Source organism: Pandoraea bronchicola (assembly GCF_902459805.1).
GTDB lineage: Bacteria > Pseudomonadota > Gammaproteobacteria > Burkholderiales > Burkholderiaceae > Pandoraea > Pandoraea bronchicola.
Map to the genome: position 1 here is coordinate 23581 of NZ_CABPST010000005.1, position 18578 is coordinate 42158.

At 59.1% G+C, this 18578-nt stretch carries 21 protein-coding genes; 8 read left to right on the top strand and 13 right to left on the bottom strand.

Going from position 1 to position 18578, the window contains the following annotated elements:
• The 4 genes from PBR20603_RS11695 to rng all read left to right on the top strand — a co-directional run bounded on the left by PBR20603_RS11695 (position 1) and on the right by rng (position 4192).
• Positions 1 to 1098 carry a sn-glycerol-3-phosphate import ATP-binding protein UgpC gene (locus tag PBR20603_RS11695; protein WP_150559706.1) on the top strand — a complete coding sequence of 366 codons (1098 nt, stop codon included), beginning with the start codon at positions 1 to 3 and terminating at the stop codon, positions 1096 to 1098.
• Complete coding sequence (gene ugpQ, locus PBR20603_RS11700) at positions 1095 to 1874, top strand: glycerophosphodiester phosphodiesterase (RefSeq protein WP_150559707.1); 780 nt, start codon at positions 1095 to 1097, stop codon at positions 1872 to 1874. Before PBR20603_RS11695 ends, ugpQ begins: the two co-directional genes overlap by 4 nt.
• A gap of 159 nt (positions 1875 to 2033) precedes the next feature.
• The gene (locus PBR20603_RS11705) at positions 2034 to 2678 is read left to right on the top strand and encodes a Maf family protein (protein ID WP_246174579.1); all 645 of its coding nucleotides are present in this window, start codon (positions 2034 to 2036) and stop codon (positions 2676 to 2678) included.
• A gap of 44 nt (positions 2679 to 2722) precedes the next feature.
• On the top strand, positions 2723 to 4192 hold the full coding sequence (rng, locus tag PBR20603_RS11710; RefSeq protein WP_150559708.1) for a ribonuclease G: 1470 nt from the start codon (positions 2723 to 2725) through the stop codon (positions 4190 to 4192).
• Positions 4193 to 4487: 295 nt separating this feature from the next.
• Here rng and PBR20603_RS11715 read toward each other — a convergent pair whose 3' ends face one another.
• The gene (locus PBR20603_RS11715) at positions 4488 to 4820 is read right to left on the bottom strand and encodes a YggL 50S ribosome-binding family protein (protein ID WP_150559709.1); all 333 of its coding nucleotides are present in this window, start codon (positions 4818 to 4820) and stop codon (positions 4488 to 4490) included.
• 263 nt (positions 4821 to 5083) lie between these two features.
• Here PBR20603_RS11715 and PBR20603_RS11720 point away from each other — a divergent pair, with 263 nt between their 5' ends.
• Together PBR20603_RS11720 and PBR20603_RS24120 are read left to right on the top strand one after the other, a co-directional pair.
• Positions 5084 to 5323, top strand: coding sequence for a hypothetical protein (locus tag PBR20603_RS11720; protein ID WP_150559710.1), 240 nt, complete (start codon positions 5084 to 5086; stop codon positions 5321 to 5323).
• Between the two features lie 76 nt (positions 5324 to 5399).
• The gene (locus PBR20603_RS24120; protein WP_174977894.1) at positions 5400 to 5567 is read left to right on the top strand and encodes a helix-turn-helix domain-containing transcriptional regulator; all 168 of its coding nucleotides are present in this window, start codon (positions 5400 to 5402) and stop codon (positions 5565 to 5567) included.
• A 231-nt stretch (positions 5568 to 5798) separates the two neighbouring features.
• Here the strand turns inward: PBR20603_RS24120 and PBR20603_RS11725 are convergent, their stop codons facing one another.
• Positions 5799 to 7073: a hypothetical protein gene (locus PBR20603_RS11725; RefSeq protein WP_150559711.1), complete on the bottom strand. Its 1275-nt coding sequence runs from the start codon at positions 7071 to 7073 to the stop codon at positions 5799 to 5801.
• A 256-nt stretch (positions 7074 to 7329) separates the two neighbouring features.
• On the opposite strand from PBR20603_RS11725, the gene PBR20603_RS11730 reads away from it, so the two are divergent.
• Positions 7330 to 8661: a DUF4062 domain-containing protein gene (locus tag PBR20603_RS11730; protein ID WP_150559712.1), complete on the top strand. Its 1332-nt coding sequence runs from the start codon at positions 7330 to 7332 to the stop codon at positions 8659 to 8661.
• A gap of 142 nt (positions 8662 to 8803) precedes the next feature.
• Here PBR20603_RS11730 and PBR20603_RS24320 read toward each other — a convergent pair whose 3' ends face one another.
• From PBR20603_RS24320 to PBR20603_RS24130, 8 genes are all read right to left on the bottom strand, one after another.
• A complete protein-coding gene (locus PBR20603_RS24320; protein WP_150559713.1) occupies positions 8804 to 9055 on the bottom strand; it encodes an AbrB/MazE/SpoVT family DNA-binding domain-containing protein in 252 nt (83 codons plus the stop codon).
• A gap of 253 nt (positions 9056 to 9308) precedes the next feature.
• The gene (locus PBR20603_RS11740; RefSeq protein WP_217425960.1) at positions 9309 to 10715 is read right to left on the bottom strand and encodes an FRG domain-containing protein; all 1407 of its coding nucleotides are present in this window, start codon (positions 10713 to 10715) and stop codon (positions 9309 to 9311) included.
• A gap of 20 nt (positions 10716 to 10735) precedes the next feature.
• Positions 10736 to 11218 carry a hypothetical protein gene (locus PBR20603_RS11745; protein WP_150559714.1) on the bottom strand — a complete coding sequence of 161 codons (483 nt, stop codon included), beginning with the start codon at positions 11216 to 11218 and terminating at the stop codon, positions 10736 to 10738.
• Positions 11219 to 11508: 290 nt separating this feature from the next.
• Positions 11509 to 12219, bottom strand: coding sequence for a helix-turn-helix domain-containing protein (locus tag PBR20603_RS11750; RefSeq protein ID WP_150559715.1), 711 nt, complete (start codon positions 12217 to 12219; stop codon positions 11509 to 11511).
• Between the two features lie 81 nt (positions 12220 to 12300).
• A complete protein-coding gene (locus PBR20603_RS11755; RefSeq protein WP_150559716.1) occupies positions 12301 to 13119 on the bottom strand; it encodes a hypothetical protein in 819 nt (272 codons plus the stop codon).
• Positions 13116 to 13283, bottom strand: a complete 168-nt coding sequence (locus tag PBR20603_RS24125) for a helix-turn-helix domain-containing protein (RefSeq protein ID WP_174977895.1) — start codon at positions 13281 to 13283, stop codon at positions 13116 to 13118. Before PBR20603_RS24125 ends, PBR20603_RS11755 begins: the two co-directional genes overlap by 4 nt.
• A 14-nt stretch (positions 13284 to 13297) precedes the next feature.
• Positions 13298 to 13933 (bottom strand): hypothetical protein, encoded by a 636-nt coding sequence (locus PBR20603_RS11760; RefSeq protein ID WP_150559717.1) that lies wholly within the window; start codon positions 13931 to 13933, stop codon positions 13298 to 13300.
• A 425-nt stretch (positions 13934 to 14358) separates the two neighbouring features.
• On the bottom strand, positions 14359 to 14781 hold the full coding sequence (locus PBR20603_RS24130) for a phage antirepressor KilAC domain-containing protein (protein WP_150559718.1): 423 nt from the start codon (positions 14779 to 14781) through the stop codon (positions 14359 to 14361).
• Here PBR20603_RS24130 and PBR20603_RS24135 point away from each other — a divergent pair.
• Entirely contained in the window at positions 14682 to 15035 is a 354-nt protein-coding gene (locus tag PBR20603_RS24135; RefSeq protein WP_174977897.1) for a hypothetical protein, read from the top strand. The genes PBR20603_RS24130 and PBR20603_RS24135 overlap by 100 nt on opposite strands.
• Before the next feature lie 114 nt (positions 15036 to 15149).
• Here PBR20603_RS24135 and PBR20603_RS11770 read toward each other — a convergent pair whose 3' ends face one another.
• From PBR20603_RS11770 to PBR20603_RS24140, 3 genes are read right to left on the bottom strand one after another with little or no spacing between them, the layout of a single operon-like run.
• The gene (locus PBR20603_RS11770; RefSeq protein WP_150559719.1) at positions 15150 to 17951 is read right to left on the bottom strand and encodes a DUF927 domain-containing protein; all 2802 of its coding nucleotides are present in this window, start codon (positions 17949 to 17951) and stop codon (positions 15150 to 15152) included.
• Complete coding sequence (locus PBR20603_RS11775; protein ID WP_150559720.1) at positions 17948 to 18256, bottom strand: hypothetical protein; 309 nt, start codon at positions 18254 to 18256, stop codon at positions 17948 to 17950. The genes PBR20603_RS11770 and PBR20603_RS11775 overlap by 4 nt, the downstream gene beginning before the upstream one ends.
• On the bottom strand, positions 18249 to 18419 hold the full coding sequence (locus PBR20603_RS24140) for a hypothetical protein (RefSeq protein ID WP_174977898.1): 171 nt from the start codon (positions 18417 to 18419) through the stop codon (positions 18249 to 18251). The genes PBR20603_RS11775 and PBR20603_RS24140 overlap by 8 nt, the downstream gene beginning before the upstream one ends.
• Positions 18420 to 18578 lie beyond the last annotated feature (159 nt).

An 18578-nucleotide genomic window follows, 5' to 3' on the forward strand; every position in this document is an offset into this window, starting at 1 on the left:
ATGGCAAATCTCAAACTCCATAGCGTCAAGAAAACCTACGACCGGACCAACTACATCCTGCACGGTGTCGACATCGACATCCAGGATGGCGAGTTCGTGGTCATTGTCGGCCCGTCGGGCTGCGGCAAGTCGACACTGCTTCGCATGGTCGCCGGCCTCGAGTCGGTGAGCGAAGGCAGCATCCTGATCGGCTCGCAGGTCGTCAATCAACTGGAGCCCAAGGACCGCAACATCGCGATGGTGTTCCAGAACTACGCGCTCTATCCGCATATGGACGTGCGCCAGAACATGTCGTATGGACTGAAGATCCGGGGCCTCGACAAGAAGACCATCGACGAGCGCGTGCTCGCCGCCGCGCGCATTCTGGAACTTGAGCCGCTGCTCGCACGCAAGCCGCGCGAGCTCTCGGGCGGTCAGCGTCAGCGCGTGGCCATGGGCCGTGCCATCGTGCGTGAGCCGGCGGTGTTCCTGTTCGACGAACCGCTGTCGAACCTCGACGCCAAGCTGCGCGTGCAGATGCGTCTGGAAATTCAGCGCCTGCATGCCCGTCTGAAGACGACGAGCCTGTATGTCACGCACGATCAGGTCGAGGCCATGACACTGGCCGATCGCGTGGTCGTCATGAACAAGGGCTACGCCGAGCAGATCGGTACGCCGACCGACGTGTACGAGCGCCCCGCGTCGCTCTTCGTCGCGAGCTTCATGGGTTCGCCCGCGATGAACCTGCTCAAGGGCCGGGTCGACCCGGAAGGCCGTACGTTCGAGGTGGACGGCGGTGGCCCGGCGTTGCGTCTGCCGCCCACGAGCATGGCGCATGCCAATCGCGAACTCGTGCTTGGCGTGCGTCCCGAACATCTGGTGCCCGTCGAACAGCAGAGCGGCCTGGGCGCGTTCGCGGCGCAGACCAGCATTCTCGTCGATCAGCTCGAACTGCTGGGTGCCGACAATCTGGTGCATGGCCGCTGGGGCGAGCAGCCCGTCACGGTGCGTCTGCCCCACGAGATGCGTCCGGCAGCGGGCACGGTGGTGCCGCTGGCCATCTCGGCCAAGTCGTTGCACCTGTTCGATCCGGCGTCCGGCAAGCGAGTCGAAGCATGAGCGATACGCCCACAACTGCCCATCTGTGGCGCCACTGGCCCTATCCGCGTGTCGTCTCGCATCGCGGTGGGGGCAAGCTGGCGCCGGAGAACACACTGGCCGCCTTCGAGATGGGCGCCTCGCTCGGCCTGCGCATGGTCGAGTTCGATGCCAAGCTCTCGGCCGATAACGTCGTCTTCCTGCTGCATGACGACACCGTCGATCGCACAAGTAACGGCCATGGCGCGGCAGCGCAGATGACTTACGACGAGATCGCCAAGCTCGACGCCGGAAGTTGGTTCGACGAGCGTTTCGCCGGTCAGGCGATGCCGACCCTCGCCCAGGTGGCCGAGCGCTGCCTGGCGCTGGGGCTGGCCGCGAACGTCGAGATCAAGCCCTGTCCGGGCCGCGAGGTCGAAACAGGCAAGCGCGTCGCGGAGGCCGTCCGGACGCTATGGGCCGGACATCCTCAGCCGCCGTTGCTCTCGTCGTTCTCGTACGAAGCCCTCGAAGCGGCCGCCGCCGCCGCGCCCGAACTGCCGCGCGGCATGCTGTACGAAGCCGTGCCGGCGCATTGGCGCGACGATGCCCGCAAGCTCGGCACCGTCTCGCTGCACGCGAACCACAAGCACCTCGACGGCCCGCAGGTCTCCGAGATCAAGGCGGCCGGCCTGCAGATGCTCGTCTACACGGTCAACGAGCCGGCCCGTGCGCGCGAGCTGGCCGCATGGGGCGTGGACGCCATCTGCACCGATCGTATCGACCTGATCGGCGCCGACTTCCTCGCCGACGCCTGAGCCCCGCGCCGGGGAACGCCTCGAACCCTGTGCGGACCCTGTACTTCCCCGGTTTGCCCCTTGCCCCCACCTGTGCTGGCGGGCATGGGCGCAAGGCGGCATAATAGGGCGTTCCCTCGCCCAGCCCATCCAGCGGCCCGGTACACGCGCTGCAAATCCATGCAAAGCCGTGCGCCGGGCTGGACGAATTCAAGCCAAGCCGCCATGCCGTACATCTATCTTGCTTCGCAAAGCCCCCGCCGTCAGGAATTGTTGCAACAGCTCGGTGTTCGTTTCGAACTGCTGTTGCCCGGGGCCGACGAAGACGCCGAAGCGCTCGAAGCCGTGCTGCCTGGAGAACCGCCCGACGATTACGTGCAGCGCGTCACACGCGCCAAGGCAGAAGCGGCGCTCACGCGTCTGGCTCGCGCCGGTCTGCCCGGCGCCCCCATTCTGGCCGCCGACACGACGGTCTGTCTGGACGGCACCATCCTCGGCAAGCCCTTCGACGACGCTGACGCGTGCGCCGTTCTCGCCCGCCTGTCAGGCACCCGGCATCGCGTGCTCACGGCCGTCGCCGTGTGCGCGGATGGACAGGTGCATCAAGCGGTCAACATTTCGCACGTCTGGTTCCGGCCGCTACGCCGCGAAGACATCGAGCGCTACGTCGCTTCGGGAGAACCGAGAGGCAAGGCTGGCGCTTACGGTATTCAGGGCAAGGCCGCCGAGTTTGTCATGCGCATCGACGGCAGCTACTCGGGCATCATGGGGCTGCCGCTGTGCGAGACCGCCGCGCTTTTGCGTCAGGCGGGCGTCGACTTCTGACGCGTACCGAATTTGCCAAGCATTTCGAGTCTGGTCGACACCTTATGAACGAAGACATTCTGGTCAACATTACGCCACAGGAAACCCGTGTAGCGCTCATGCAGCTCGGTGCGGTGCAGGAACTGCACATCGAGCGCACGCTCTCGCGCGGCCTGGTGGGCAACATCTATCTCGGCAAGGTCGTGCGCGTGCTCCCGGGCATGCAATCGGCCTTCATCGACATCGGGCTGGAGCGCGCGGCGTTCCTGCACGTGGCCGATATCTGGCATCCGCGCACGAACAACGACACGTCCACGCCGCACCCGCAGCCCCCCATCGAAAAGACCGTTTTCGAAGGACAGACGCTGATGGTGCAGGTCATCAAGGACCCGATCGGCACCAAAGGCGCGCGTCTGTCGACGCAGATCAGCATTGCCGGGCGCACGCTGGTGTACTTGCCGCAAGAGCCGCATATCGGCATCTCGCAGCGTATCGAGAGTGAAGCGGAACGTGAGGCGTTGCGCAGCAAGATCCAGGCGCTCGTGCCTGCCGACGAGAAAGGCGGCTTCATCGTGCGCACCATTGCGGAAGACGCGGCCGACGCCGAGTTGGCGAACGACATCGCGTATCTGCGCAAGTCGTGGCAGACCATCGGCGAACAAAGCACGCGCCTGCCCGCCCCGGCGCTGCTGTATCAGGATCTGAATCTCGCCCAACGCGTATTGCGCGACTTCGTGCACGAGGAGACCGGCAAGATTCTCGTCGACTCGCGCGAGACTTTCCAGAAGCTGGCTGAATTCGCCGCAACGTATACGCCGGCAGTGCTCGGCAAGCTCACGCATTACACCGGCGAGCGTCCGCTGTTCGATCTGTATAACGTGGAGACGGAAATCGAGCGGGCGCTGTCGCGTCGCGTCGATCTGAAGTCCGGCGGGTACCTGATGATCGATCAGACCGAAGCGATGACGACCATCGACGTGAACACCGGCGGCTACGTCGGTGCGCGCAACTTCGACGACACGATCTTCAAGACAAACCTCGAAGCGGCGCTGATGATCGCGCGCCAGTTGCGGCTGCGTAATCTGGGCGGGATCATCATCATCGACTTCATCGACATGGAAAGCGCCGAGCATCGCGACTCGGTGCTTGCCGAGTTGAAGAAAGCGCTGGCCCGCGACCGCACGCGCATTACCGTCAACGGCTTCTCGCAGCTCGGGCTGGTCGAGATGACCCGCAAGCGCACGCGCGAGTCGCTCGCGCATGTCCTGTGCGAGCCCTGCGCCGTGTGCCAGGGCAAGGGACAGGTCAAGACGCCGCGCACGCTGTGCTACGACATCCTGCGCGAAATTCTGCGCGAATCGCGCCAGTTCAATCCACGCGAGTTCCGCCTGATCGCCTCGCAGGAAGTCGTCGATCTGTTCCTCGAAGAGGAATCGCAACATCTCGCGATGCTGATCGACTTCATCGGCAAACCCATTTCGCTTCAGGTGGAATCGTCGTTCCATCAGGAGCAGTACGACATCATTCTGATGTGATTAAAAATCACATTTAAAATCAACAAACTAGAAACAATACGTCCGAGAATTTTTCATTCAGCTACCCATGTAGCTACCAATTCGAGGCACGCGTACTCCCGGCACGCTTGTTGTACTGACGCCACCCGCAGGAATCTCGGCAGCGTGACGACGTACTATTCAACTCGGCGGCCCCGCCTGTCGTACCCGCTTTCGACGCGGCGAAAACAGGATGGGGTGCTGTCGCGGGGCTTCCCCGCACCTGACCCAATAAACCGGGTCTCTCCTTTTGCGTATCTGTTTAACATCACTGCTCTCACGCTCGCCATGCATCTGTAAGCGGCCCAACTTCGACGCCAGAGAACTCGGGCCGAGAGCGGAGCCAAGCGCATACTTTGTCACGCTGCTCTTCAAGTGCTGAGCGACCTCGTATCGCCGATGTCACATATCCGCCGAAATGATCGCCCAGCCCGCCGCCGAAGCTCAGCTCCAATGGCTCGATGCAATCTTCGATGAAAGCATCTAGCAACTGGTCTCGAGCCCCGTCGTTAAGCGTCGACACGAGCCCTGCGGACACCTTGAAGCCCAGTTCCGTAAATTCGCCGAGGTGTAATTTTTTGCGTTGCCGCCTGTTGTGCCGCGTTGTCACGAAACTCTCCCGTCAAAGTGTCAGATAGGTCACATCATATCGCGGCTAGACCGACCTTTCCCTATCCTGACGTTTCTGTGTGAAAGGTGTGCATAGGGCCGCCGCAGGAACTCGGGCATATCAAACCATCGTTAAATATAGAAGCATCTATTGATGCACACATAGACGCGACTATATTTTTAAAAACAAATAGTTACGCATATATAGATGCTTTGCGTCACTCATCTTTCGGGGTAAGCTGCGAACCTTTTCCAAAGGGCAAAATGTCAAAAAAGCTGAAAGGGGATAAGGCGTCAAATACTTCCGACAAAGGCAAAACGCCGTGGGCGGACGCGCACCCCAAGGTAATGGTCAATTTCTCAACGAAGTGGTCCGAAGCACAGCATCTGAAATTGACGTGGCTTGCCGAGAATATGACAGGCCGCCAGTCGATTCAGAAACTAGTGCACGCCGCAGTAGAAGCACACGTCGAAAACCTTTTGAAGAAGCACTACACGCCATGAAAACGAGGGACATGGCGAAATCTGTGGCGCTACCGTCGGAGCTTCGTACACATTCAAGATTAGAGAAGGAAAAGTCATGAAGATCAGAGATTTGCCAGTGTGGGACCCGGCCGAATTCCTGACAGATGAGGAAACCATTGCCGCATACCTAGCAGAAGCAGCGCGTGACCCTGATCCTGCGTTCTATCAAAGGGCACTCGATACCGTCGCCCGCGCGAGAGCAAAAAGCGGAAAAACCGATTGAAATTTTTGAGTATTCGAGTTCAACAGTTGACGTTCGTAACGTCTGTTGCATCAAAAAAAGCAAGCGACGCGGAGCATCCCGCGGCTGCCGGGAGCTGCCTGTTAGTATTCTCAAATGCAGCCTTTAAGCTGCTCCATCGACACCGCTCGCAGCATTGATTGCGGGCTGCCCGATGCGTGGCCCCGCTTCGCGTCTCCAAATAGAGAAGGCACGACGACAGTTTCGCCGCGTTCAATCTTGGGGACGTAAGGGAGTCGTGCCACTCATTGCTCCTGTAGACACAGCATTCGTGTCGAGAGGCGTTGGTTCAAGCTGAAGGTACTTTTGCACGATCTCGCGATCGATACGTGCTTGCTCGTTCACAAACCAGGATAAAGATTGAAACTCAAGTGGGATTCGTAGGAATAGGTGCTCAGAGAGACGAGACATCTCGCTATCTGGCGCATCTCGCTGTCGCGACAAACCCAAAAACCACGTACCGTCGTTGATGACAGTGGCGTGAAGGCCGTGGGCCAAGAACTGATCTTGTAGTTCCTTGAGATCAACGAGAACAACGAGGGAAATCTCGCCCTTGATGAAACTCAGGACATGCTCGGGATTGATCGATAAGGTAAATGGACAATACGGCATCCACGCACGTTCCGTCTTGGTCTGATTAAGAAAAAAGGCCATGCACGTATTGACCGGAACGGATTCCAACTGCTCTGCATCGAAATCCCCCGAACATGCGACATAGTAGAGGCCTCGCTCTGGTGAGATCACCACCGTGCCCTCCGTGTACGACCGCCTTATGGCAGCGTTCAGTGCAGCCGTGTGGGTAACTTCGGCCCCACCGTGCGCGACACGCCGCACATTTTGTGAACCACGGAATTCGTCGGCACCGTCTTCGGCGAAGAACTTCCCCAACGCGTGCAAGTTGCGTCGTTGCCGGTCCACCCTTTCGTTTCGGTTCCTGCTCGACTTGACCTCGATCATGAAGGGGTCGTTGCCCACCATCAGGCAAACGTCACCGTGACGTAGCACGTGCGTGATGTCGCACAATAGGATCGGCTTTCCGCCAGCAATGGCCATCCGGACCATTCGCCATTCCAACCGGAAGCCGTCCTTGCCGGTTAAATAGCCAGCGTCCTCCTTAACAGAATAATCTTCGACGCTGTAAAAAGTGTGTTTCAGCGCGTATTTGTCAAAATAGATGTGCGCGATACCGTCGCCAAAGCACCTCCAAAGAAACATAAGGTTCTTGTGCTCGTCGATGCGTTCGATCGCAGCATTTATCAACGCCTTAACAGCCTTCGCCCGCTCCTTCGGAAGGCGGTCGCGTGACAACGACTTCTTCCTGCGTGCAACGATTTCCTTCAAGCGTAGGGTCGCACGCTCTGCCGCCGTAATCCGGCGAATCAACAGACGGTGCAAGTCGAGCAATACCGCAACATTGGCCGGATCGGTCTTAAGCGTGTGCAAGAGAGCTGCCGCTTGTTTTAAGTTCGTTTCCTGACGTTCGATCATTCATTGGGCTCCCGTAATGCTTCATCTCGAACCATTTCTCGCCGATGAAATTCAGCTCGCTACCAGTGGTGCAACCACAGGACCGCGCCTGGTTTCGCCAACTCAGGAAAGGCCAGTCAGAAAATCAACTTCGCTCCATCCGTCAGACGCAAAAAGTTATCCGCTAGCGGTCAACATCTTTGCGGCCTAGTATCATTTGGAGCGCCACCAAGGCCGAACGGCGCTCTCAGAAAACAACAATCAGACCCAAGACCAGATGCAACGCCCTACCGTTTTCATTTCATCTACCATCTACGACTTTCACGACCTACGCTCATCGTTGAAGTTTTACCTTGAGGAACAAGGTTTCACGGTGCTCGCATCAGAATTCAACGACTTCAAAAAGCCGTTGGATACTCACTCCTACGAAGCCTGCCTGGAAGCGGTAGGCTTGGCTGACTACTTCATTTTGCTCGTCGGCTCTCGCGTTGGCGGATGGTATGACGAACCGAACCGAATTTCCATCACGCAGAAGGAATATCGGGTGGCTTACGAATTGCACAAAGCGGGAAAACTCAAAATCCTTGCCTTCGTGCGCTCGGAAGTCTGGCAAGCGAAAGAAGCACGGCGTGAGCTACACAATCACCTGAAAGCGACAGGCGCGAAAGAGCGGATAGGAAAACGGGGCATTCTCTCGTTCATTGGCCGTAGAAAGTCAAAATTGGACGAGGAAACAAAAAAGGCCATTGAAAATCATGAGAGTAAATTTATGGATGACCCTAAGTTCATCTGTGAATTTATCTCAGAAGTTGGCAGGAATGCGGAAACCAAGCGTGCCGTCAGCGGGCATGGTGTTGCGCCATCTGGGAACTGGATTCATCAATTCAGCACGTTTAGGGATGTCGTGGATGCGCTAAATGGGCAACTGTTCTCGTCCATTCCGTTGGAGGACATGACAATGCGCACTCTGCTACGCCAAGAGCTACGCCAGTTTGTGAGCCAATGTATGGTCAAGTTTAGCCCCGGTGTGTCTTATTCCGCCAGACCAACTATTGACGCATTCCATCGTTCGCACCCCATCACTCTTGACTCCTGTCTTGAGCCGCTTACCCAAGTGACCGTAGCTCAATGGGACCGAATTAGTATGCTTGCACTGGCAATGTTTGGCCGTCAGTTTCGCCCAGTTGTGCTCCCTCAGGCACTGACACGCTCTACGTTTCTTGAGTTCAATCTCGAGTCAAATACGTTTTGCCGAACGCCTGCCTACGATGCGTTGCTACTGCTGCAAGAGGAAATAGCAAACTTCAACGCCGCGAACACGCCAAGCAAGCGAAAGGTCATCTCTGACAACACAAAGGGCAAGCGCGCCACAAACGCCCCGACTATCGAAGTAGATACGATGGAGCTAATTGACCTTCTGGGACTGTTTGACCGCTGGGCGAATATTCTGGAACTGTCAGTAGCTCTCAGCGAACACCTCGATGGTCGGCCCTTCCCAAAGCTCGATCTTCGCCCCCAAACGCCAATTAAAGGGATGCAAGAAGCACTTGACGAAGAAAATCCCTCCGAAGCCGAAATTACTATCTTCTTAGACAAATATCGAAAATGACGGTCCCAGTGAAGGGCTCTTGGGGCCATCTAGTGCTTTGGGACGCGCACATATTGATATCGGCAATATCGACAAACTCTTGGCGTATCCGGCAAAGCCCGCTGTGCACGCATTACGTCATCGCGCTCGAATCGAGCATGTCTTACCATGCTTCACGGCCCATGGGTCTGACTTCCCCCCACACCGCTCTGTCTGTCGACTGCGGTACATTTGGATCACACTGTGCCACAAGTTCTTCCAACAAATATTTGCGCCGCGCGGCGGATAGTAGGACTCCATCGGGACGCACTTCGACGGTAAGCGATCCACCCACGGATGAGTGAATCTGTGCGAGCAAACGGCTCGGCAGCCTCACTGCGGCACTATTACCCCATTTCAAAATTCTGAGTTTCACGAGTACCTCCGAATATTTAACGGCGCGCACGGCGGGTTGTAGGCAAGCCCTCCTCGCGAAAACAGCCTGCGACACGATCAAGAAATTGTAGAAACGCTGCCACTGATAAAACTACGGACACACTATCGCCGCAAGTACGCACAACAGGCTCGCAGCAAATGCTGAGGCTTGAATCGTGATCCCGGCCTAGACCAACCATATTCGCGAAAGAAACGGCCAGCAGTCCTACCGCATACATATAGACAGTCATCCATCAGGCTTCCGGAGAATCGTTGGGCGCAACAATAGGGCCTGTTCTGGCAGGCTGTGGTGAACGACGCTGATCTCTCAGATGAACAGCGGTCTGATCGATGCTGGGATATACAGTTGTCGCGTTGATGTTGATTCGGTCGAGCTGTTCGAGGATGTGTTCTTTGTTCCGGATCGTCACCCGGCTTATTTCGATCCCATCCTGACCGGCGTCGGGAAGCGTCGATCCATGCCCGAACAGCAGGAAGGCTCCGGACTGCGATCTGATGCGTGTATTAGTGCGCTTTGCCTTCACGCAGATGATTGATCCGAGATCGTCCGGGATGATTCGCCCCTCGAAAAAGCCCTTTTCCGACTTAATGTGGTGGAGCAGTTTCCCGGCGACATCCGTTTCATTAAATGCTTCTTGGTCGAGGCGAAGATCGATGTCATTCTTCTGCGCATACGTCAGGTTGGATAGGTTCGAAAGGCAACTGACGGTATCCGAGTCAAAGTATTTCACCCCTTCCGACAAGACCTGAAAGACGATGACCTCACCATCAATTTTCGATTGATCAGACCTGCCGGAGCAGGCGAAGAAGAGTGCCACTAGCGGATTGCCAGAGATATCAAGCAGCCTCGTGGGCAAGCCATAGTGCTGCATGCGCACGAGGCGGTCGAAGCAATACTGATCGCCTTGGAACTCGTCGTGATGCGCAATCAGTAATTCTTTGCAGAGTCGGTCCTCGCTCGGCATGAACTGCCAGTCACCATTTTCCCATTTGCGTAGGAGTGATGGCGTCAACTCATAACGGGCGTCACTGTGGCCTCTGAAGAAAGTGTCAGTCGCAACCTTTCCCGGAGCGCCATAAAGCAGTTGGAGGAAGGACTCGACACTTTCGGCGACGCCAAGGATCTTCTTGTCGCGTGGCGGAGGTTGGATTTCTGCATCGTCAGCAGTGAACGTCTCTTGCTCCTCAATTCGAGGAGCAAGGTCCGGCTTAATTTTGGCCAACCGGAGCAGCACCGTCCGCGCTTCGCCCTCACGGACTGCCCAGTGAGTGCGGGAGAGCTGAAATCGGTCCGCGCCGAACACCGCCCTGGCTGCCTCAATGTTGTCGAACTCAACCTCACCGAAGTCGATTACTGTCTCGAAGTTGGTGGAGACTTCCCTCGGCTCAGGCGTTGTGCGGGAAATGCGACCATACTTGATTAGCATCGAAACAACGTTTCCGGTTTGCTTGATCTCGCTGCAAAGAAAGGTCGGCAATTTTTCGAGAAAGGCGATTGCAGTGGAATCAAGGCTTTCCAGCCGCTTCTCTGTGTCGGACGGCGTGTACTCGAACATACGCCCGCGGGACATGGTGAAGCTATCGACGTTTCTCTGCAGATATTCCCAATTACCGAAGGAGATGTAGTTGAAGCTTTCCACTATGTGCCCCATTTCTTTCTCTATTGTTTTGCCGAACGCGAAGCACAGTCGTGCCCACATACCGTTGCTGACGTACTTGGAACCGGCAGTCGCGCGAGCACCTTCGCTCGCACGTAGCCAAAGTGCGATACGAGGTATTCGTTAAGCTGCTGCGGGCTGTTGATCGTGCCCGCGCGCTCAAGGTTCACACCGACACGATGGAGCACACCAACCGCCTGAAAATAACCCGCATCTTTCAACTTGTCATAGGCGTCGAGAATTAGGAAGCCCGTATATTCGAAGGCCCCGCAATATTCAGCTCGCTTCGCGGGACTTTCAGTGCGGCTCGCGAAATCAACGCCTGTCGTGCATAGGCGCGCATCTTGATACATACCCTCTATGCCTCCATCGTGATAGCTCTTGAACGCGGCATTGATTGCCTTGTCCATGTTGGCCTGATCCGCAAAGGCAGGCGTCGCGAGCGAAACGATTAAGGTGGCGAGCAGTGCTTTGGCGATGCGCATGTTTTCATCGTAGTGGTTTGATGCGAGTTTGCCATGCCCGGATCAGTTTTCCCATCCCTATCCAAATGGGCCGCCCATGGCTATGTGTCCGAGGTAAGGCGGCAGCAAGCGATGGCATGAAGGGTTCACCGCAAAGGGATCGACAGGCGCTAGCGTTTCATGACGGAATCTGAGTGTGCGCTGTCTAAGAGCAGCGAGGGAATGACGCGCGTGTCGACCAGTACAGTGACAATGCAGTATTTCCCCGATCCATCGGTGATCCGAGAGCCCATTTATTCTTAATCGTCATGTCACCCCGCTTCTTCGAACAGCCCATCGGAGGTATAACGCTCTGTCAGATATGCAATCGGCTGCATCCGTCCTGCCCGCAGTTCATCGAAATAGCCATCAATCGACCGGTAACGCATGACCTTTTGGCGAAGCGGTTCGACGGCTTTTGCGAGTTGCTCCGCAGCGGCAACGAGTGCGGAACTGCCGCGAATTTTATCGAGCCCGTGCTTGCGGGCCATGCCGAGCGCCTGCTCGACGGTCTGAGCGGCGTTGCTCACGCGGTCAAAGTCCTCGCGAGCGGGTTGCGTCTGATTCGTGAACTGGATCATCACGGTGGCGAACTCAGCGGCAATGCCACCCAATATCGACTCTGTGCCCCGCATGAGGGCATGCTGACGCGCTACGCGCGCGTCATACTCCATGTGCGGCGAAAGCCCGACTAGGAAATCCAAGCTCACGGCGTACACGCAGGCCGCCGTCATGAGAAACTGGCGATCATAGGGAATCTTGCGTTGGCCGGACTCGATCAAGCTCAGTTGCGTCGAGTTGGAATAGCCGAACTTCTCGGCAGCTTCCACGGCCGTCATGCCCGACATGACACGTGCAACGATCAAGTTGAAGCGCAGAGTCTCCACTTCCTCAGGCTTGCTCTTGTCGCGCACGAAGCGCTTAAGAGTTTGTTCAACCAGTGTGTCGTGCTGAGATTCGGCTTTGAGCTGTTCTTTACTCATGCATGAGTGTCCTGCTAGACCGGAAAAAGCGGGGCGGCGATATGCTCTAACTGCTCGGCCATGTCGATTACAGCGAAGCTCTTACCCATGGTTGTAGGAGCCCGCTACGTCGCGGCGGTCGATTGCAGTGAGCGTCGCGACGGTGATTTGAACAGCCACGTTGAGCGCTTCGCCGTCGGTCGAACGTGGCACTGTGAATGGCTTTGAAACGCTTTCGATGACGATAGGCAGAATGGTCTGATCGCCATATTTCATTGCGAGCAACTGCGGCGTGACCGATGGATAGATCGTTTCGAGCCCAACGCCCCTCAAACCATTTTTAAGTGCACCCGCAATCACGCCATCATTGGCCAGATACTGCGGAACGGCCCACTGTTCAAGCTGAGTGACCGGCTGGCGGACTTCCGTGTTCGGGTCGATCAGCGCGCGAAAATGTGCTGTGAAAGAGAACTTGACGGGGGGCATGCCACTAAAAATCTGCGTTGAGTTCAATTTAGTGATGCCTGTGCGGCCAGTTACGTCGCTTAGCACCTTGGTCGCATCACTCGCAGCAGGCGTTCGGCTAAACATAGCGATCAGGTCGGGCGAAAGCGTGCCCGATTGCAGCATGGCCGAAATGCTCGGCACCTTCGACTCCGCGCCAGCTCCCTCGAATGGACTTGTCCAGTTGAGGGACATTTCCTGGGTTCCGTCGGTGATCGGCGCCCACACCTCGTAGCCGTCATCGACAACAAAGTTGTCGGCCGCAGAGACGGTGCGCTTATCGAAGCTCCGCAACCAATCGGTGCCGTTGGCGGCGCGCTTGACGGGGTAGAACTTTGCCAACAGGTGCGGATTGATTCCGTCCCAATTCGAGGACAGGATCTTGACTGATGCTGTTTGGGATGGCTGCACGTTCACTTGACCTCCTTTGCGGCGGGCTGACTGATCGCATCGCGCCAGCGTTCGCCGCTCGCGCGGGAGTAAATGGTCAAGGGTGAAACCTGGTAGCGTTTCGCGAGGGCCTTGGCGGACGTGCCGTTAGCATACTCCCGGCGCAAGGCATCCCATTGGGCGGCACTCATGCGAAGGCCTGCCATTACGCGGCCTCCGTCAGGAACGCCACCGCGCCAGCCGCGAGCTTTGCTGCCAGTTCGGCATCACGCGCCTCTGCATCGGATAGTTCGTTGCGCCAGCCAGCCAGATCGTCGGCCGACGGTTTCGGCTCAACGCTTGACGCCTCTTCAACGCTCATGCCCGCGTCAACCAGTTTGCGAACAAACGCACGGCGGGCAGCGTCGTAGCCTGCAATCTGCGCTTTCAGGCTGCGAACGACCTCGACAAGGCGAAGACGCTCGTCAATCGCAGAAGTCACAGCCGGTCCGGCCTTGCGCATCTGGTCTGCCTGCTTGGCTCGCAACGCGCGCTGCGCGGACCAGATGGACTCGCGCTGACCGCGCAGGGTGGCAAGGCGCTCGCGCAACGCAGCGTCGATGGTGATCCCGTGTTCGACTGCGACGGCTCGTGCCAGTGCGAATTCTTCGTCCGCGCCGGTCATTTCAATCATGGCCACGCGTTCCTTGACGAGCAGGGTCAACAGGCCCACGTATTTGCCGGAGCCAACGGGCTCGGCCTGTCCGGGTGAAGCGTGAGCGATGGGCCTGATAGCGGGTGCTGCGTCGTTTCCCGAGGCGAGTGCGACGGGAGTTTTGCGGGTCTTGGACAGGAGTTTCATAAATACCTCGGTGGATAGAGGACTCCACTATCTCAGCGTCTCTACGCAGCAAATCTCGCAGTTTTCCTAGAAATCACAGAATTGGTAAATGGCGCAGCCGACACTGTTCAGGTATTCGCGCCCGCGCGCATCCGTATAGGTGTCGGAAAACTCCCCGGGGTCAGGGAGTCGTCTGCGTTTCGGTTCGTTGCCTACGCGCGGGCGCGGGCGCGCGCGTAGGTGTAAGAAAATTCCTGGTTACGGCGCGGGAGGGTCACCGCCTAGCCTCCGCGCAGCGAGCCTGACGCGGTGATTGGCCCATAAGCGCTGTGCAATGTCTTCCGGTCGGCCGCCCGATGCGTTCTTGCGAACGGCGTCGCGCTCGACCAAGGCGCGCGCGAGTTCGGCCGCTAGACGCAAGCGCTCAACGAGGTCAGCGTTCTTCTTCACGGCGCGGCCCTCCCAGTGATACCGATGCGGCGAGCGATTTCGTTCACGCCTTCCGGCGCGAGTTGCACCCATCGGACTGAACCACGGCCCCGCAGCACCACCCAGCCACCGGACAGCGCCTCATCCGTCGGTCGCCAACCATCAGGGGCGCGGTAGAGCCATCCAGCGCGCTCTAGCCACTCGAACAGGTCGAAACGCCTCATGTGAAACTCGCGTGCAACGTCGGTCACTGGACGGCAACCAGCATACGGGTTAGCCGCCTCGCGTTTCGCCCTGAGCAGCGCCATCCGATTCGCCTCTCGATTGCGTGCGCTTTCAAATGCGCGCTGCACTCGGCGCTGCACTTCCGCCTCCGGCTCCCCGGCCCGCCGAAGGATTTCAGCAAACCGTTCTGCCTGCCGTTCAAGCTTTCTTTCCATTCGTATCAAATCCCTATATCGAAAATCAGGTTGCGGCCTCCCTTATTTCTAGGGAAACCGTGCGCCAATTGCGCCAATGCGCCAACACAGACATCAATGCCTTACGCTGCAAGGGTTTCGGCGTTGGCGCACGTTTCAAAATCAGCGCCAATGTTGGCGCATCAGCGCGGACAAGCCTGCGATCCTCTTTTCACATTGAAGAAGCGCCAACAATGCGCCAACGATGCGCCAACGCTGAAACCGTTGCCCATTGAGGCTTTCATCAATAGTTGGCGCTATTGGCGCTGTTGGCGCATGGTTTCTCGGATACGTGCGCGCGGAGTGGCCGAATGAGTCACCCCGAAGATCAGCATTACGACGGCGTCACGTCAATCGCCATCCTCATCCGGCGGGGCCTCACCCGCACGTGGGCGCATTCGATATCCGTCGCCGAGGTTGACGCCCTTGAACTTCCCGATGTTGACCTTGTAAGAACGCCGCTTCTCGTTCCGATGCAACATGCCCGCTTCGTGCAACACCCTGCACGCGCGGAGCATGTCAAATCCGGCGACGACTTCGTTACGGAACGCGTGCTCACGCACATAGAACGTGACTTGATCGTCCTTGTACCTGCGGTAGCCCATTGCATCGCGCACATTCGGGTCTTGTGGGGCCGTCTCCGTGGATAGCAGAATGAAGCGACCGTACTCGTTCGACAGCAGCACGGCGTTCGCCTGTTCGATCAGACGTGCGTCGTCGCGGTCGCCGGTCCCGAACACGTCAAGCCAGCGTTTCCACACGCAGTCGATAGCCGCGCGAGCCTCGTCTACCGTCCACCCGGTCAGCCCCGCGTGCGAAGCGAGGACAGCGGCAGCGGACAGTATCGCGAACTTGCGCGTGGCGCGGCGCACGGGCGGAGCCGAACCGTCAGGCACCATCGCTGCCATACGTTCGCGCTCTCTGTTGATCGTCTCGCGGGCCTCTTCGCAGCGTGGCACCAACCACTCAACAAACGCCCGTCCGAGCGTGCCGTATCGCTCGTGTGATGCCGCTTCGACCGCGACGGCGAAGTCGCCCGCCGCCGCGAATTCGTGCAGGCAATCGAACGCGCGGTGAGCACCACCGTCGGCGGGCACGTCGAGCATACGGATTTCCTGCCCGCCCCTCGGCTGCACACCGCCCTCGCTCAAATACCGACTCATCCCAACTTCGCCGGTCGATAGGAACGTCGAGAGCCACGAGCGGGCCGCGACAGTGCCGCCGTCGCGTGCGCCCTGCGACTTGGACTGGCCGTTCAGCATCATGTAAAGCGCGGGACCGATACGGCTCGCATCGCCCGCACCAATCTCATCCAGATATAGCAGTCGATGGTTAGCAGCTTCGGCGTTCAGCGCGTGCCCCAGTTGCGTTCCGCTCCAACTTGTCTTTGTACGGACAGGATCACCCCACACGCTCGCGGCCGCGTCGGCGGTCGTTGTCTTGCCGCTCGACGTGTTCGCGAACAGGTGCAGACCGATGCCGTCCTTCTCGCCTGCAATCGGCAGCAGCGGCCCCGCCAGCGCACACGCAATGGCCGCCATCGGCAGAGCATTGCCGCGCGCGAGCCTGCCTACCGACGTGCGCCACTCATCGAGCGTGCCTCGCGCCGCATATGCCGTTGGATTGCTCAGTCTGCCGTCAAAGTGCATACGGCCATCTGGTTTGCCGACGATAGTTCCGTCTGGCATCACATACGCGCCACACTGCCAACCGGGCATGTTGATGATCTTGTAGTGCGTATCGCGGTTCCACGTTTGCAGCCAGTGGGCTAGGCGCTCTCGGGCAGCGCGACCCACCGCAACGGCCAGCCCGCCATTACGCAGACGCGCCCAACCCTCGCGCTCACCGACTTCGGCGCACGGCATAGATGCCGTGATGGCCTGATTGCTGCCAGGACGGTTCCAGCGCAGCACGCGCACCTGACGCCCGGAGTCGTCCACGCCGATACCGAGTATTTCGAGCGGGTCGCACAACCAGAGCGGCGCGGAATGTGCCAACTCGCCCGTTTCGGGATCGACCTTGACACCGACGAAGTACGTCCCGGATTGGCTCACCGATACATGCTCCACCGGCTCCCCGTTTGGCCCGTACCCGCCCTCGCGCTTGCCAACAGCGACAGTCGCCAAAGCGGCTTCAATCGAGGCCTTTACTGCGTCCGCGCCGCGCGCCGTGTGCAGATCGTTGAAGTCGGTTTGATCCGGCTGGCGGGTCTTCCCGAAGTCAGGCACCGCCAGCCTCGCGCCAACCGCTTGCGTGGCCTTTACGGCCGTTTCGTGCGCCTCGCCGGTCGCCTTATCAAGGTCCGCCAGCAGCACCAGCGAAGCATCCGGGTAGCGCTCGCGCATCGCCTTCGCTGTCGCCGCCATCTGCCCCACCGACAGCGCGGCGATGGCGGGATAGCCGCTGCACTGGCTGACGGACAGCGCCGTTGCCACGCCCTCGGCTATCAGCAACACATCAAGCGTGTCAGGCATCGCCTGTGCGGCCCAGTAGCCGCCAGTCTTCACGCCGCCAGCCAGCGCGCTCTTGCGCCCGTCACCGTCGATCACCTCCAGCGAGGACAGCTTGCCGTCCACCGTGATCGGCGCAACCAAGGTGGAGCCCTCCAGCGGCTCGACGCCGCGCTTGGGCCGATACCCGATCAGCTTCACCAGCCTGCTCACATCGATTTCGCGCAGCGTGTCCACTGGCTGGACCCCCTTGCGCGTCAGATACGGATGGCCACCGCCGACGGGCGTCGCCTTGCCCCACACAGCGGCCGCCAGCGCTGCCGCATTGCGGGCCTTCGCCTCTCGCTCATTGGCTTCCTTTGCCGCACTCCGCTCACGTTCGGCACGGCGGCGATCTTGCTCGACGGGATCCACAGTTACCGCGCTCGTATCGCGCGCGTCGAAGCCGTACTGCTGTGCGATATGGAATAGGGTCCCGACATGGACGGCCAGCATCCTCTGCGCGGATTTCCACGTGCTGCGGGCCTCGGCTTCCTTGTAGCGCGGATCGCCACGACTCCACTCGGCGAAGACATCGAAACCTGCTGCGCCGAGACCATCGTACAGTCCTGCGGCCACCTTTACCCACTCGTCGTGTGGCAAATCCGCGGGGATACAGGCTAGCGCGGCACGGATGCGCCCCTCCCTAGTCTGCACACTCATGCGTTGCCTCGTACGGATTGTTCATCATCAGAAAGATGCCGAGATTCACCGCGCACGTGCTGGCTCAGCGATTCGAGTCGGTCTCCGAGCAGCGCTGCTGCTGCCCCCGCAAGGGCCAGCAAATAGTCCGCATCGATATTCTCGATGCCTGCGGGTTCGCCCAATTCACGCCGAACCGACGCCGCGCGCGCGACGCAAATCACCGCAGCAGCGCCGCGTGCAACGCTATGCGCATGTTCCAGCACATCAGCCACGGGCGGGGGCAGTTCGCTCGCACCAAATTGTAGGATCAGCGACTCACGCATGACGCACCTCCGCGCGGGCGATTTCGGCCAGTCGGCGCAGAGCGTCGCCGGTCACGTCGAGCGCCTCGCGGTCGGACGGCGCAAGTGCGGCGGCGCGCAGGGCGTCAGCGATAAGGGCAGGGATAGAAAGCGTTTGCTCAGGACGAGCGAGGGCTTGGCGCATGATGCGGCCTCCACGGACGGGTTGGATCGCCCGGCTTCCGCTCTCAAACGGGGTGGCCGGGCGCATGGCAGGGTTGAGAGACCGGCGTCCGTGGGAACCGGCGTGCGCGAACGCACCCCCACCAAGGCCCGACCATTGAAGGCTCAAGGTGTACGGACG

What these genes read in the sequence shown, in the direction of transcription:
- PBR20603_RS11695 (WP_150559706.1), top strand. Translation starts at nt 1, where the DNA reads ATGGCAAATCTCAAACTCCATAGCGTCAAGAAAACCTACGACCGGACC.
- ugpQ (WP_150559707.1), top strand. Translation starts at nt 1,095, where the DNA reads ATGAGCGATACGCCCACAACTGCCCATCTGTGGCGCCACTGGCCCTAT.
- PBR20603_RS11705 (WP_246174579.1), top strand. Translation starts at nt 2,034, where the DNA reads ATGCAAAGCCGTGCGCCGGGCTGGACGAATTCAAGCCAAGCCGCCATG.
- rng (WP_150559708.1), top strand. Translation starts at nt 2,723, where the DNA reads ATGAACGAAGACATTCTGGTCAACATTACGCCACAGGAAACCCGTGTA.
- PBR20603_RS11720 (WP_150559710.1), top strand. Translation starts at nt 5,084, where the DNA reads ATGTCAAAAAAGCTGAAAGGGGATAAGGCGTCAAATACTTCCGACAAA.
- PBR20603_RS24120 (WP_174977894.1), top strand. Translation starts at nt 5,400, where the DNA reads ATGAAGATCAGAGATTTGCCAGTGTGGGACCCGGCCGAATTCCTGACA.
- PBR20603_RS11725 (WP_150559711.1), bottom strand. Translation starts at nt 7,073, where the DNA reads ATGATCGAACGTCAGGAAACGAACTTAAAACAAGCGGCAGCTCTCTTG.
- PBR20603_RS11730 (WP_150559712.1), top strand. Translation starts at nt 7,330, where the DNA reads ATGCAACGCCCTACCGTTTTCATTTCATCTACCATCTACGACTTTCAC.
- PBR20603_RS11745 (WP_150559714.1), bottom strand. Translation starts at nt 11,218, where the DNA reads ATGCGCATCGCCAAAGCACTGCTCGCCACCTTAATCGTTTCGCTCGCG.
- PBR20603_RS11750 (WP_150559715.1), bottom strand. Translation starts at nt 12,219, where the DNA reads ATGAGTAAAGAACAGCTCAAAGCCGAATCTCAGCACGACACACTGGTT.
- PBR20603_RS24125 (WP_174977895.1), bottom strand. Translation starts at nt 13,283, where the DNA reads ATGAGTGCCGCCCAATGGGATGCCTTGCGCCGGGAGTATGCTAACGGC.
- PBR20603_RS11760 (WP_150559717.1), bottom strand. Translation starts at nt 13,933, where the DNA reads ATGAAACTCCTGTCCAAGACCCGCAAAACTCCCGTCGCACTCGCCTCG.
- PBR20603_RS24135 (WP_174977897.1), top strand. Translation starts at nt 14,682, where the DNA reads ATGCGCGCTGCACTCGGCGCTGCACTTCCGCCTCCGGCTCCCCGGCCC.
- PBR20603_RS24130 (WP_150559718.1), bottom strand. Translation starts at nt 14,781, where the DNA reads ATGGAAAGAAAGCTTGAACGGCAGGCAGAACGGTTTGCTGAAATCCTT.
- PBR20603_RS11770 (WP_150559719.1), bottom strand. Translation starts at nt 17,951, where the DNA reads ATGAGTGTGCAGACTAGGGAGGGGCGCATCCGTGCCGCGCTAGCCTGT.
- PBR20603_RS11775 (WP_150559720.1), bottom strand. Translation starts at nt 18,256, where the DNA reads ATGCGTGAGTCGCTGATCCTACAATTTGGTGCGAGCGAACTGCCCCCG.
- PBR20603_RS24140 (WP_174977898.1), bottom strand. Translation starts at nt 18,419, where the DNA reads ATGCGCCAAGCCCTCGCTCGTCCTGAGCAAACGCTTTCTATCCCTGCC.